Source organism: Cellulomonas sp. IC4_254 (assembly GCF_011603975.1).
GTDB lineage: Bacteria > Actinomycetota > Actinomycetes > Actinomycetales > Cellulomonadaceae > Cellulomonas.
On record NZ_JAANNB010000120.1, the window covers coordinates 1 to 12,441 of the forward strand.

General features: G+C 74.2%; 16 protein-coding genes. 6 read left to right on the forward strand and 10 right to left on the reverse strand.

What is annotated here, in order from left to right; genetic code table 11:
• From G6556_RS12350 to G6556_RS12360, 3 genes are all read right to left on the reverse strand, one after another.
• The coding region (locus tag G6556_RS12350; protein ID WP_166941719.1) for an MFS transporter at positions 1–634 on the reverse strand (634 nt) is incomplete at its 3' end.
• 4 nt (positions 635–638) lie between these two features.
• A complete protein-coding gene (locus G6556_RS12355) occupies positions 639–1,247 on the reverse strand; it encodes an SRPBCC family protein (protein ID WP_166941721.1) in 609 nt (202 codons plus the stop codon).
• Between the two features lie 94 nt (positions 1,248–1,341).
• Complete coding sequence (locus G6556_RS12360) at positions 1,342–1,899, reverse strand: TetR/AcrR family transcriptional regulator (protein WP_166941723.1); 558 nt, start codon at positions 1,897–1,899, stop codon at positions 1,342–1,344.
• Between the two features lie 89 nt (positions 1,900–1,988).
• Here G6556_RS12360 and G6556_RS12365 point away from each other — a divergent pair, with 89 nt between their 5' ends.
• From G6556_RS12365 to G6556_RS12375, 3 genes are all read left to right on the forward strand, one after another.
• Positions 1,989–2,591, forward strand: coding sequence for a TetR/AcrR family transcriptional regulator (locus G6556_RS12365; RefSeq protein ID WP_166941725.1), 603 nt, complete (start codon positions 1,989–1,991; stop codon positions 2,589–2,591).
• 152 nt (positions 2,592–2,743) lie between these two features.
• The gene (locus G6556_RS12370) at positions 2,744–4,804 is read left to right on the forward strand and encodes a sialidase family protein (RefSeq protein ID WP_205693396.1); all 2,061 of its coding nucleotides are present in this window, start codon (positions 2,744–2,746) and stop codon (positions 4,802–4,804) included.
• A gap of 155 nt (positions 4,805–4,959) precedes the next feature.
• Positions 4,960–5,514, forward strand: a complete 555-nt coding sequence (locus G6556_RS12375; RefSeq protein ID WP_166941727.1) for a thermonuclease family protein — start codon at positions 4,960–4,962, stop codon at positions 5,512–5,514.
• Between the two features lie 48 nt (positions 5,515–5,562).
• Here the strand turns inward: G6556_RS12375 and G6556_RS12380 are convergent, their stop codons facing one another.
• The 6 genes from G6556_RS12380 to G6556_RS12405 all read right to left on the reverse strand — a co-directional run bounded on the left by G6556_RS12380 (position 5,563) and on the right by G6556_RS12405 (position 9,431).
• Positions 5,563–6,150 carry a hypothetical protein gene (locus tag G6556_RS12380; RefSeq protein WP_166941729.1) on the reverse strand — a complete coding sequence of 196 codons (588 nt, stop codon included), beginning with the start codon at positions 6,148–6,150 and terminating at the stop codon, positions 5,563–5,565.
• Positions 6,151–6,177: 27 nt separating this feature from the next.
• Positions 6,178–6,963: a hypothetical protein gene (locus G6556_RS12385; RefSeq protein ID WP_166941731.1), complete on the reverse strand. Its 786-nt coding sequence runs from the start codon at positions 6,961–6,963 to the stop codon at positions 6,178–6,180.
• Positions 6,960–8,258 (reverse strand): hypothetical protein, encoded by a 1,299-nt coding sequence (locus G6556_RS12390; protein ID WP_166941733.1) that lies wholly within the window; start codon positions 8,256–8,258, stop codon positions 6,960–6,962. Before G6556_RS12390 ends, G6556_RS12385 begins: the two co-directional genes overlap by 4 nt.
• Entirely contained in the window at positions 8,258–8,554 is a 297-nt protein-coding gene (locus G6556_RS12395; protein WP_166941735.1) for a hypothetical protein, read from the reverse strand. Before G6556_RS12395 ends, G6556_RS12390 begins: the two co-directional genes overlap by 1 nt.
• Before the next feature lie 57 nt (positions 8,555–8,611).
• A complete protein-coding gene (locus tag G6556_RS12400) occupies positions 8,612–9,073 on the reverse strand; it encodes a hypothetical protein (RefSeq protein WP_166941737.1) in 462 nt (153 codons plus the stop codon).
• Between the two features lie 73 nt (positions 9,074–9,146).
• Positions 9,147–9,431 carry a hypothetical protein gene (locus tag G6556_RS12405; RefSeq protein WP_166941739.1) on the reverse strand — a complete coding sequence of 95 codons (285 nt, stop codon included), beginning with the start codon at positions 9,429–9,431 and terminating at the stop codon, positions 9,147–9,149.
• A gap of 114 nt (positions 9,432–9,545) precedes the next feature.
• Here G6556_RS12405 and G6556_RS12410 point away from each other — a divergent pair, with 114 nt between their 5' ends.
• Genes G6556_RS12410 through G6556_RS12420 form a run of 3 tightly spaced genes read left to right on the forward strand, consistent with a single transcriptional unit; the run spans position 9,546 to position 10,944 of the window.
• On the forward strand, positions 9,546–9,899 hold the full coding sequence (locus G6556_RS12410; RefSeq protein WP_166941741.1) for a hypothetical protein: 354 nt from the start codon (positions 9,546–9,548) through the stop codon (positions 9,897–9,899).
• Complete coding sequence (locus tag G6556_RS12415) at positions 9,896–10,615, forward strand: hypothetical protein (RefSeq protein ID WP_166941743.1); 720 nt, start codon at positions 9,896–9,898, stop codon at positions 10,613–10,615. Before G6556_RS12410 ends, G6556_RS12415 begins: the two co-directional genes overlap by 4 nt.
• Positions 10,612–10,944, forward strand: a complete 333-nt coding sequence (locus tag G6556_RS12420; RefSeq protein ID WP_166941745.1) for a hypothetical protein — start codon at positions 10,612–10,614, stop codon at positions 10,942–10,944. The genes G6556_RS12415 and G6556_RS12420 overlap by 4 nt, the downstream gene beginning before the upstream one ends.
• A 47-nt stretch (positions 10,945–10,991) precedes the next feature.
• On the opposite strand, the gene G6556_RS12425 is transcribed toward G6556_RS12420, so the two are convergent.
• Positions 10,992–12,410 (reverse strand): glycoside hydrolase family 1 protein, encoded by a 1,419-nt coding sequence (locus tag G6556_RS12425; protein WP_166941747.1) that lies wholly within the window; start codon positions 12,408–12,410, stop codon positions 10,992–10,994.
• Positions 12,411–12,441 lie beyond the last annotated feature (31 nt).

Consider the following 12,441-nt stretch of genomic DNA (forward strand, 5'->3'; position numbering starts at 1 on the left):
GCGCGGCGGAGCCACCCGGGGGCGGCACCGGCGCGGCGGCCGGCGGCGTGCGGGGGACGGCGACGGCCACCAGGACCGCGACGGGCACGGCGGCGGCGTAGAGCCAGAACGGCGCGCGCCAGCCCGTGGCGGCCAGCAGCCCGGCCGCGGGGAGCAGGACCACCCCGCCCAGGCTCGCGGCCGCCTGCTGCAGACCGAGGTACGTGGCACGCCGCGGACCGGCGAACCAGTCGGTCAGCAGCGCGCCGACGGCCGTGCTGACCGCGCCGACGCCGAGCCCGAGCAGCGCCCGCGTCGCGAGCAGCGGCCCGAGCCCTTCGACCAGGAGCCCCGCCGTCCCGGCCGCCGCGGACACGGCGAGCCCGCCGAGCAGGACCGGGCGCCGCCCGGCGCGGTCGGAGAGCACCCCGGCCAGCGGTGCGCCGACGGCGATGGTCAGCGACGTGATCGTCAGGGCGAGCCGGACGAGCGTGGCGTCCCCGAAGTACCGAGCCATCCCGGGCAGGGCGGGCGCGATGAGAGCCGGCGCCATGATCGTCAGCCCCGCCGCGGCGAGCACCGCCCCGCGGGCGGCGGGGCTCGGACCCGGACGCGCCGGCACTCGGGAGCGCGCGCGGAGCGTGTGCGTGGTCATCGCGTCAGTCCCAGAGGCTCAGCGCGACGAGGAACAGCACCACCGGCACCAGCAGCCACGGCTCGGCGACCACGAACAGGGCCGTCAGGCCCAGCGCGGACCAGGCCAGGACCCTGGCCAGCCGGCGCCGGCGGCCCTTGCGGGCCCGCTTGGCGGCCTTCGCCTCGGCCGCGACCCGCAGGTGCTCGAGCCACGAGCCGAGCGAGGCGTCCAGCGCAGCGCGCAGGTTCTCCGCGTCGGCCCGCACCGGGTCGCCCTCCCAGGACTCGGCGGTCCGGACGACGGTCGCGCCGCCCTCGGCCGTGAAGGTCCACTCGTGGACCCCCGTGATGCCCTGCGCCGGGCCGCCCCACAGGATGCGCCGCGGGGCGTCGACCGCGTAGACGGTCGAGGTCACGTCGAGGCCGTGCGTGCGCCAGCGGAACGACGACCCGGGCGCGAGCGGTCCGTCCGCCTCCACGGCTTCCACGTCCCGCTGCCAGGAGGGCCAGCCGGCGACGTCGGTGTGCAGGCGCCACACCAGGTCGACCGGGGCCTGGATGCGGATCTCGCGCCGCACGACCACGGTCGCGGACTCGTCGATCGTGCTGGGGATGGTCTCGGTGGGGTTCATGGTGCTCCTCTTCTCGATGTTGAGTGAACAGTCACTCACTAGGATCCAACGGGGATGACGGTGCGAGCGGGCCCGCGTCGTCATCCGGGTGGGCTCAGCCCGGGTGCCTGATCCCCTCGACGAGGAGCCGGGCCCAGGCCTCGGGGACGGCGTCGACCTGCGCCGTCACGATGAGGTGGCAGAGCTGGCCGTAGGCCACGAACCGCTGGACGGCCTCGTCCGACGCACCAGACCGGGCCTTGGCGAAGTCGACGACCTCCCGGAGGCCGGCGCGCAGAGCCTCCCCGATCTCGGGGAGGTCGGCCACCGACTGCGCGTGCACCTGGAGCAGGAGCAGGGTCCGGTCCGCGATGAGGTGGGCGTAGGCGCCCCCCATCGCGTCCAGCAGACCGTCCGGGGAGCCGTCCTCGGCGCCGTCCGCGCCGGCGGCCAGCGCCTGCACGACCTGGTCGAAGCAGGTCTCCAGAGCGGTCACGAACAGGCGCTCCTTGGTCGGGAACAGCTTGACCACGTACGCCGGGGAGATCTTCGCCGCGCGGGCCACGTCGGCGATCGTGGTGCCGTGGTACCCGCCGCGGGCGAACTCGCGGACGGCTGCCGAGGCGACGACCGGCTTGCGGAGGTCTGCCGTGGAGAGCGAGGTCCGTGTCATGTGAGTGACTGTACATTCACTCTCTGCGTGCGCGCAAGCCCCCTCGACGGGCCTCTCGTCAGTAGACCGACCGGTATATCGTCGCCAGCATGGTCACCCCCGACCCCGCCGCACCGCTCACCCCCGCCGCGCAGCGCGTCCTCGACGCCGCGTCCGAGCTGTTCTACGAGCGCGGCATCCACGCCGTCGGCGTCGACGGCATCGCCGAGGCCGCCGGCGTCACCAAGAAGACGCTGTACGACCGGTTCGGGTCGAAGGAGGCGTTGGTCGTCGCCTACCTGCGGGCGCGGGACGCGCGGTGGCGCGCGCACCTGCTGGCCACCCTCGACCGGGTGCCGTCGCCGGGGACCGCCCGGGTGCTGGCGGTGTTCGACGCCGCGGAGTCCTGGTCCACGGCGAACAGCCCGCGGGGGTGCAGCGCGATCAACGCCCGGGCCGAGTCGTTCCCCGGCGACGGCGACGCCGTGCTGGCGGAGGTCGCCGCGCAGAAGGCGTGGCAGGTCGGGCTGCTGGCCGACCTGTGCCGCGAGGCGGGGGTGCGGGAGCCGGAGGACACCGCGCGGGCGCTGATGCTGCTGTACGAGGGCGCGATCGTCACCGTGGGCATGGGGACGTTCGACCGGCCGTTCGCGCGGGCGCGGTCCGTGGCGGCGGCGGTGCTGGGTCTCGACGACCCGAGCCCCACCGCCTGACCCCCTGACGACGGAGCCCGGCTCCGCTCCCGCGTCGATCGACTCTTGCCAACGTAGGCAAACGTGCGCCACCCTCGGCATTGCAACGTCTGCAAAGAGGCAGACCCGCGCGCTCGGGCGCGCGGTGTACGCGATGTCGAAGGAGAGAGCACGTGCTCAGATCCCCGCACCGACGACCCCGGACCACCGCCCTGACCCTGCTCTGCGCCGCCGCGCTCGCCCTCGTGGGCGGGGTCGCGCAGGTCGCCGCCACCGCCGCCCCGGCCGCGGCCGTCTCCCCCGGCCAGGTCCTGTACTCCCCGAACCTCGCACAGAACCCCGCCGGCACCGCCGGCTACCCCCGGGCGATTCGCGTCGACAACGACGGGTCCACGGCCCAGACCATGCTCGCGACGTTCGCCCGCGGCGGCGTCGGCCCGGCGACCGTGCTGCCGGTCTACCGCAGCACGAACGGCGGCACGAGCTGGACCCAGGTCTCCACGATCAGCTCGAACACCCCCGGCTGGGACCTGGAGGCACCGACGCTCTACGAGGTGCCACGCTCGATCCCCGGGCTGAACGCGGGCGACATCCTCGCCGCGGGCACCGCCTGGGACGTCGGCAACTACACCGCGCAGAAGGTCGAGGTGTTCCGCAGCACCGACCGCGGGAGCACCTGGACCTACCTGTCGAGCTGCACCCAGACCTCCGGCCTGCCCAACACCTGGGGCCACGGCATCTGGGAACCGACGTTCCTGGTCACCGACGACAACGCGCTGGCCTGCTTCATCTCCGACGAGCGCCCGGCGAACAGCGCCACGAACAACCAGGTCATCGGGCACTACACGTCGACGAACGGCGGGCAGACCTGGAGCTCGACCATGACCGTCGACGTGTCGTTCCCGGCCGACAACCTCCGCCGGCCCGGCATGCAGACGTTCGCCGCGCTCCCGAACGGCGACTTCCTCATGTCCTACGAGATGTGCCGCGACGCGACGGACCCGGACCACGCCTGCGAGGTCTACGTGAAGCGCAGCGCCGACGGGTCGAGCTGGGGCGCGGCCGGCGACGCCGGGACGCTCGTGCAGACCACCGACGGGCGCGAGCTGCTGCACACCCCGTACATCTCGTGGGTGCCGGGCGGCGGGCCGAACGGCACCGTGCTGCTGAGCGGCCAGCGGGTGGTCGCGGGACCGACCGGCAGCAAGACCGTGCTGGCCGAGTCGGGGACGGTCCTGTTCGCCAACACGAACCTCGGCACCGGTGCGTGGACCGAGGCCTCGACGCCGGTGACGGTCAACCCGACCGGCGGCTACGCGGCCGGCGTCGCGTCCTGCCCCGGCTACTCCACGCCCGCGGTCCCGCGCGAGGACGGCACGTCGTACCTCTACCTCGCGGCCACCTGGCTCGGCACCGGCAACCAGTGCGAGGTGCGGTTCGGCATCGGGGCGCTGCCCGGCCCGACCGGCGCCGTCGTCGGTCCCGGCGGCAAGTGCCTCGACGTCGACACCAACACGGCGGTCGACGGTCGGGCGGCGCAGCTCTGGACCTGCGGCACCGCCACCGGCCAGCACTGGGCCGTGGGCGCCGACGGCACGCTCCGCGCGTTCGGACGGTGCCTCGACGTCGACGCCAACGGCACGGCGAACTTCACCAAGGTCCAGCTCTGGGACTGCAACGGCTCCGGCGCGCAGCAGTGGCGGCCGCAGGCGAACGGCTCCCTGCTGAACCCGCAGTCCGGTCGGTGCCTCGACGTCCCGCAGGGGAACACCGCCGACGGCACCGACCTGCAGATCTACGACTGCAACGGGCTCGCGACGCAGGTCTGGTCGCTGCCCGGGTCGCCGACCGGGCCGATCGTCGGGCCGGCGGCGGCCGGGATGTGCGTCGACGTCGACACCAACACGGCGACCAGCGGCAACGTGGTGCAGGTCTGGACCTGCTCCGGCGTGCCCGGTCAGCAGTGGGAGATGCGCGCCGACGGCACGGTGCGGGCGTTCGGCAAGTGCCTCGACGTGGTCGGCAACGGGACCGCGAACTTCACCAAGGTGCAGCTCTGGGACTGCAACGGGGTCGGCGGGCAGACCTGGGTGCCGCAGACCAACGGGGCGCTGCGGAACCCGCAGTCCGGTCGGTGCCTCGACGCGCCGAACGGCGTGTCGACCGCCGGGACCGACCTGCAGATCTACGACTGCAACGGCGCGGCGGCCCAGCAGTGGCGGGTCGCGGTGTGACGCGAGCCGGGACCGCGTGACCCGGGCGGCTCCCGGTGGGCGGACGCGTGCCCGCCGGGAGCCGCTCGACGCGATCTCCGTCCCGCCCGGCCGTAGGGTGCGAGTCGGCTCCACCCGGGCGCCCGCGACGTGACGGACGGAGAGGAGACGACGGGATGAGGTCGAGACGCCGACTCGCGCTCCTGCTGCTCCTCGTCGCCGCGGCGGTCGCCGTGTGGTGGTCGGTCGGCCACGGGCCGGGGGCGGACGCCCCTCCCGCCGCGGCTCCCGGATCGCCCACCGAGGTCCGCCCCGCGTCCGCGGTCGGCCCCCTCACCGTCCGTCGGGTGGTCGACGGCGACACGATCATCGTGCTGCGCGACGGCGCCGAGGAGCGGGTGCGCCTGCTCGGCATCGACACCCCCGAGAGCGTCCAGCCGGACAGCCCCGTCGAGTGCTTCGGGCCGGAGGCCTCCGCCCGCACCGACGAGCTGCTCTCCGGCCGGTCCGTCTGGCTGGAGGGCGACCCCACGGAGGACGCGGTCGACCGGTTCGGCCGCACCCTCGCATACGCGTGGCTCGACGAGACGACCCTGGTGAACCGGGTGCTGGTCGCGGAGGGCTACGCGCACGAGTACACGTACGGCGTGCCCGGGGTGCACCAGGCCGCGCTCCGGGCCGCGGAGGACGACGCCCGGGACGGCGGCCTCGGGCTGTGGAGTCAGTGCTGACGCACGCCGCCCGGCCCAGCGCAGCACCACGGATCCGGACCCGGACCCTCAGCCCAGGTGCCCGCCGATCGCGCCGGCGCCGCCGGCCTTCGCCGCGGTCAGCATGCCCGAGGTGATGAGACCCGCGAGCGGCGACGTCGCGACCGTCCCGCCCGCCTCCAGGTGCTCGGCCTGCTTCCGCAAGGCCGCGGCGACCGGGCGCGCGCCGCCGGCGTGGTGCTGCTCGACCGCGTCGGCGAGCTGTCGCAGCAGCGCGGGCGGCTGGGACCTCTCGACGTAGTCGGTCCGCGCGACCACGGGCACGTGGAGTCCCCGGCCTCGGGCGGGCCGGGCGCGGAGCAGCAGCGTCCCGCCGCGGTTCGACACGAGGGCGACGGACGTCCCCGGCTCGAGGCGCACCGTCGTCCGCCAGGCTCGGCAGCGGATACGCACCAGCGTGCCCGCGACCGGGTCGAGCCACGTCGAGAACCAGGCGAGCACCCCGAAGAAGAGGAAGAGCACCGGGAAGACCGTCACGACGTAGACCCGGTTCTCCGGCTGCGTGACGCCGACGACCACCCCGCCCACGACCACGGCCATGGCGGTCGCGATGACCCACCGCCACCCCGAGCGCGACGTCAGCTTCGGGATCGGCACCGCTCCGTCCGTCGTGCCCACCGCCGCTCAGCGCACCCCGGCCACGGCCGCCGACAGCGCCGCCGCGGTCGACACCGCCCGCGCCGCGAGGTCCCGCACCTGGGCGTCGAGCGCCGCCCGGGTCAGTGGCCGCGCGACCACCGGCCCCCCGGACGCCTCGCGGGCCGACAGCATCCACGCGCCGCCCTGGCCGGTGAACAGGCCCAGCAGCTCCGGCTCCCGGTCGTCCGGCACCCGCACGACCACGTCGGCGCGCACCAGCGCGGACCCGAGCCGCTCGACGACCTCGGTCGGCGGCTCGTCCGGATCGACGACCGCGATCTCCGGCCCCGTCCCGTCGGTCGTCTCCTCGTGCACGGTCGCGTCCAGCAGCAGGTCTCCCAGGGTGTCCGCAGCCGCGAGCGCGAACCGGTGCTGACCGTCGGTCGTCACCTGCTCGACCAGCACCACGTCCCGGACCACGTGCGCGTACCAGTAGTCCTGGCCGAGGACCGTCGACCGCGCGACGCAGACCGTGGCCGACGCGCCGCGGCGGAGCGCCACCAGCGACAGCACATCCTCGCGGACCTGGAGCTCGACGGTCGGCTCGCCGACGGCGGCCGCGAGCGCCGCCGGGGTCGGCGGGTCGACGATGCCGCGCGCGAGCAGACCGCGGTAGGCGGTGCGCAGGGCGACCTCGCGGTCGGCGTCCGGCAGCGTCGCGAGGTAGGGCGAGACGACGAGGCCGCCGGGGCCGGCGAGGATCGCCAGCTCCTCGTCGGTCAGCACCTCGACCGGCACGGGAGCGGCGGCCGCGTCGGGCGCCGCGGTCACAGCAGGCCGCCCGAGAGCACGCTCAGCGCGCCCTTGCCGAAGTCGGACACCGCGTCCTTGGCCTTGTCCACCTGGTCCCCCGCCCAGTCGGCCGCGTTCGACACCGCGTCGGTGGTCGCGTTCCACGCGGTCGTCGCGCCGTCCCAGACGGCCTTGCCCGCGGTCGACACGAAGTCGCCGATCGCCTCGCGGTTGTCCCAGACGAGGTTGCCCAGGCTCCAGGCGCCGTAGGCGAGCACCGCACCGCCCGCGACGGCCAGGCCGACCGGCCCGAGGGCGAGCGCGCCCGTGCCGACGGCGATCAGCGCGCCCGCGCCGGCCGCGCCCGCGAGGCCGAAGCCGCGCGTGGCCCAGCCGCGGGCACCGTCGTAGCCGCCCCCGGTCACGGTGTCGGCGAGGCCGGTGAGGACCGTCAGCGGGAGGAACGCCTTGCCGGCGGTGCGCAGCATCCCCGCGCCGCGGGCGCCCAGCAGCTTGGTCATCCACTCGGCGGCGGGCTTGCCGTTCTTGAACACGTCCATCGCCGCGTCGGCCTTGGCGAAGTTCTCGACCATCGCCTGGTAGTGCGTGATCGGTGCCCCGGACGCCTTGAGGAAGTCCAGGAACGCCTTGCCCTTGGTGGCCGACTTCATGACGCCCTTGATCACCTGCGCCAGCGCGACGCCGCCGGCGCCGACGGAGCCGAGCGCGCCGATGACGTCCCCGCTCGCGAACGCGCGCTGCAGGTAGGCGTCGACCGCCGACTGGAGCGTTTGCGGCACCTCGACGGCGGAGAGCGTGTCGGCGACCTGCTGGTCCGTCGTCGCGACGTCCTGCAGCGCCGTCGAGATTGCGTCGGCGTGCTCCTGGGCCTCGGCGTTCAGCGCGCGCTGCTGGGCATCGCGCTCGGCGCCCGCGCCGTCCGGGTCCCCCGCGGCGGTCATCACCGGCGGCAGCGTCGGCGCGGTGACGCGCCCGTCGCCCGCGACGGTGAACCCGGCGGCGGTCGCGGCGTCGACCGTCGCCAGCACCGCCGACTTGGCCCGGCCGAGATCGGTGGCGCCCGAGGCGAGCGCGGAGCGCGCCGACTCCAGGGCGTCCGCCAGCGCGAACCCGGTGCTCGCCTCGCTCGCCATGCGCTGGGCGGCGGCCTGGGCCGCGTCGCCCTGCCAGTGGTCGCTCAGCCGGGTCATCGCGGCCTTGGCGGCGCGCACCTGCGCGTCGACCGCCTCCTGTGCCGTGCCGACGCCGGTCGCGGCCTCCGACAGCGCCTCGGGCCGCCAGCCCCGGACGACCTCCAGGGTGAGCGCGGCCATCAGAACGCCCCCATGGCGCCGAACCGGGTCTGCACGGAACCGTCCGCCGCGCGGTAGCCGTCGGCCGACCCGGAGGCGCTCGCCGACATGCCGCGGATGTTCTCGCCGAGCACCTGCACCGCCGCGGCCACGCGCGTCGACACCCACACGGCAGCGTCCGGGACGGCCGAGCCGGGCAGCGCCGCCTCGATCCCCGCGAACGCGCCGGCGACGTCCAGCGCCTGCAGCTCCGACGCCACCGTCTCCAGCTCGGATGCGGCGGTGTCCAGCGCCGCGATCGAGACGTCCACACTCATGCGTTCCGTACCCCCGGGTGTTGCGGTCGTGCGTGTGTCAGCAGGCCCTCGGCCGACTCAGAGGTCGCCGAGCGAGGTGAGCGGTCCCCCGCCACCCACTCCCATGTACCGTCCCAGCGGCGACGACGCCACCGGGAGCCCGGAATCCAGGTGATCCGCGTGCGCCCGCAGCGGGGCGATGACGGCGGTCGTCTCGCGCGCCCCGCGGGACTCCAGCTCGTCGGCGAGGGCGCGGGCGGCGGTCGCCGGGACGCCGAGGACGGCACCCCCGTGCACCTCGATCAGCGGGAGGAACACCCGCCGCCAGCCGCGCTCGACCATGAGGCCGGTGCGCTTCCTGCTCGACGTCAGGGCGAGCAGGACCCGGCGGTCCAGGGTCACGGGCTTGGTGCGCAGCGTGCGGCGCTCCGGGTCGAGGACGCCGGCGCCGCGGTCGAGGCGGGCGACGACCGCGCCGTTCTGCGCGGGGTCGAGCGCGCGGACGGCGACGACGCCGCCCTGCGGTGCGGTGCTGCTCACGTACGGACTCCCCCGGGGACGGCGCCTGGACCTGGCGCGTCACGGTATCAAGGGGTCGGGCGGGGCAACCCGGTCACGCCTCGGGGTCGAGCGACATCCCCCACCACAGTCCGCCGAGCATCACCGCGAGGACGAGCAGCGCCCAGCCCGCTGCAGCCAGCTGGAGCGTCGGCGTCGGGTTCGCGCGCCACCGACGCTCGGCGGCACCGAACGGCACGGTGAGTCCCCACCCGAGCACGAGAGAGGCGCCCGCGACGAACCGGTGCACGCCCCCGCCGACGAGGACCAGCACGCCGATCAGCAGCAACGGACTCGCCGCGACGGGCCACAGCCATCGACTGGTCAGCAGTGACTTCACGGGTTCCGCCCTCCGGGTGACTGACTCGCGGTTGAGTGCTCGGGCGACGATATCGTCGCGGGGACCGGGCTCGCTCGGGTGGCTCACGCCGTCAGATCAGGGGGAACGCACCGCATGGCCCAGTTCTACGCCGACCACGAGGCGATCCGACGCTTCAGCTCCGCGATCACGACGCACGCCTCCGCGGTGGACGTCGCGTCGACCTACACGTCGAGCTGGGTGCACGTCCCTGACACCGCCGACGGGCAGATCTTCCGCAACTTCATCGGAGCAGCCAACGACGCGGAGGCCGCCGTCGCGGACGGGCTGGCCCGCCTCCGCTCGCTGCTCGCCTCCGCCGGTCGGGAGCTGGACGCGGCCGCCGAGATGTACCGGGACACCGACAGCGCGACGGCGGCCGAGATGGATGCCCGGGCCGCGCAGGTGGGGCACCGCCCCGCCTCGAGCGGATCGACGCAGCCGCGATGACGTCCCCGACGAGCGTGCTCACCCCACCCTCCGACGCCGACCCGCTGCCCGACGCGGTGCAGATGATCTTCTCGGCGGGCGACCTCGTCAGCCCGACCGCGTGGATCCGCTGGGTCCTCGACCAGGTCTGCGACTTCGATCCCGTCGAGGACGTCGCCCGCTGGGTGTCCGGCGACTGGAACCGCGTCATGCAGGCGTCGCGTGCCTTGACCCACCTCGGGGAGTACCACGCGAGCCTCGCCGAGGAGATCGACGTCGCGCGGCGCGCGGTGGCGGCGGACTGGGACGGCGAGGCGGCAGAGGCGGCGAACACCTACTTCGCCACGCTGGTCACCGCGCTCGAGGAGCAGAAGTCCGCGCTGGACGCCATCGCCGGGCAGTTCCAGGCGGTCGCCGTCGGCATGAGCCAGACCGCGGACGTCCTCGCCGGGCTCGTGAACTCGTTGTTCGACTGGGTCATCATCGCGGCGGCCTCGGCAGCGGCGGCCGCGGCGAGCTCGTGGACGGTCATCGGCGGCATCGCGGGCGGCGCCGCCACCGCCGGCGCCATCGCCCGTGCTGCCAGCCTCGCGACGCAGATCCTCGGCGCTCACGCCCTCGCGACGTCGATGGCCAGTGGTGCCGTCGGGGTCATCGCCGGCTACCTCGGGGCGCTCCGCGGGTTCCACGGCGCCACCCTCCCCTCCGCCTACGACCACCCCGGAGTGCGATCGTGACCACCTCGCAGCCCGACGAGACGCCCCCGATGCTGCCGACCCTGCGACCCGGCACCGCCGCTCACCGGCTGCTGCAGGACTCGCTGACCACTCTGCGGGACGCGGCACCCGACGCGGAGACGCGGCAGCTCTACGACGACATCCTGAGCGGGCGGCGTTCGGCGCGCGAGCTCACCTCGTCCCCCGCCTTCGCGCGCACGGCGATGCACGGTCTCACCGAGTACGAGGAACGGCGACAGCACCTCACGCCCGAGCAGCGCCAGGAGGAGGACGCGCGCGCGCAGGCCGTCGCGTCCCGGGCCGAGGACGAGCAGCACCCGCAGGGCTGAAGGGCGTCGCCGGGTCGGCCGTGCGACCGCCCCGGCGACACCCGCCGTCACCGACCGAGGCTCCCCCCGTTCGTCCGGATCACCTCGGCGTACCAGTCGAACGACTTCTTCTTGTACCGCTCCAGCGTCCCCGACCCGTCGTCGTCCCGGTCGACGTACACGAACCCGTACCGCTTGCTCATCTGGGCCGTGCTCGCCGACACGAGGTCGATGCAGCCCCACGTCGTGTACCCGAGCACCTGCACGCCGTCGCGGAGCGCCTCCCCGACCTGGACCAGGTGGTCGTCGAGGTACGCGATCCGGTAGTCGTCGACCACGGTCCGCACGCCGTCGACCTCGACCAGCTCGTCCTTCGCGCCGAGGCCGTTCTCGACGATGAACAGCGGCTTGCGCCACCGGTCCCAGAACTGGTTCATCACGATCCGCAGGCCGACCGGGTCGATCTGCCAGCCCCACTCGCTCGCCTCGAGGGTCGGGTTCGGGACGCCGCCCATGAGGTTGCCCTCGCCGGCCTTGACGTCCGGGTCGGCCGTCTCGCAGAGCGACATGTAGTAGGAGAAGGACACGAAGTCGACCGTGTGCCGCAGGGTCTCGCGGTCCTCCTCGGTGACCTCCAGCTCGACGCCCTGCTCGCGCAGGTGCCGCAGCAGGTAGCCGGGGTACTCGCCGCGGCAGTGCACGTCGCCGAACGCGAGGTTGAGGTGGTCGGCGTGCATGACCGCGAGCGCGTCCGCCGGGTCCGGGGTCAGCGGGTAGGTCGGCATCGCGATGAGCATGCAGCCGATCTGCGCGTCGGGGGCGACCTCGCGGGCGATCTTCGTGGCCAGGGCGCTGGCCACCAGCTCGTGGTGCACGGCCTGGTAGAGGTCGGTCGGCGAGAGCTGGTCCTTGGGCGTGACGATGCCGCCGGACAGGAACGGCGCGTGCAGGACCGAGTTGATCTCGTTGAACGTCAGCCAGTACCGCACCCGGGAGCCGTAGCGCTCGAACAGGGTGCGGGCGTACCGGGCGTAGTGGTCGATCATCGCCCGGGACACCCAGCCGTCGTGCTTGCGGGCCAGCGCCAGCGGGGTCTCGTAGTGGCTGATGGTGACGAGCGGCTCGATGCCGTGCTTCTCGAGCTCGTCGAGGACCCGGTCGTAGAACGCCAGGCCCTCCTCGTTGGGCTCGGCCTCGTCGCCCTGCGGGAAGATCCGGGACCACGCGATCGAGAACCGGAAGGTCTTGAAGCCCATCTCGGCGAACAGCGCGATGTCCTCGGCGTACCGGTGGTAGAAGTCGATGCCGACGAGCTTGAGGTTGTCCGGGGTGGGCTCCTCCGTCGGCGGGGCGACGATGCCGCGGGGCATGACGTCCTGGATGGACAGGCCCTTGCCGCCCTCGTCGTAGGCGCCCTCGATCTGGTTGGCGGCGGTGGCACCGCCCCAGAGGAATCCGGGCGGGAACGGGGTATGCGTGCTGGTCACGGTGACGCCTCTCTGCGTTGCGGGACGGTGG

Coding starts and splice junctions, on each gene's coding strand:
- G6556_RS12375 (WP_166941727.1), top strand. CDS start 4,960: ATGAGGTCGAGACGCCGACTCGCGCTCCTGCTGCTCCTCGTCGCCGCG.
- G6556_RS12415 (WP_166941743.1), top strand. CDS start 9,896: ATGACGTCCCCGACGAGCGTGCTCACCCCACCCTCCGACGCCGACCCG.
- G6556_RS12410 (WP_166941741.1), top strand. CDS start 9,546: ATGGCCCAGTTCTACGCCGACCACGAGGCGATCCGACGCTTCAGCTCC.
- G6556_RS12365 (WP_166941725.1), top strand. CDS start 1,989: ATGGTCACCCCCGACCCCGCCGCACCGCTCACCCCCGCCGCGCAGCGC.
- G6556_RS12390 (WP_166941733.1), bottom strand. CDS start 8,258: ATGGCCGCGCTCACCCTGGAGGTCGTCCGGGGCTGGCGGCCCGAGGCG.
- G6556_RS12360 (WP_166941723.1), bottom strand. CDS start 1,899: ATGACACGGACCTCGCTCTCCACGGCAGACCTCCGCAAGCCGGTCGTC.
- G6556_RS12395 (WP_166941735.1), bottom strand. CDS start 8,554: ATGAGTGTGGACGTCTCGATCGCGGCGCTGGACACCGCCGCATCCGAG.
- G6556_RS12355 (WP_166941721.1), bottom strand. CDS start 1,247: ATGAACCCCACCGAGACCATCCCCAGCACGATCGACGAGTCCGCGACC.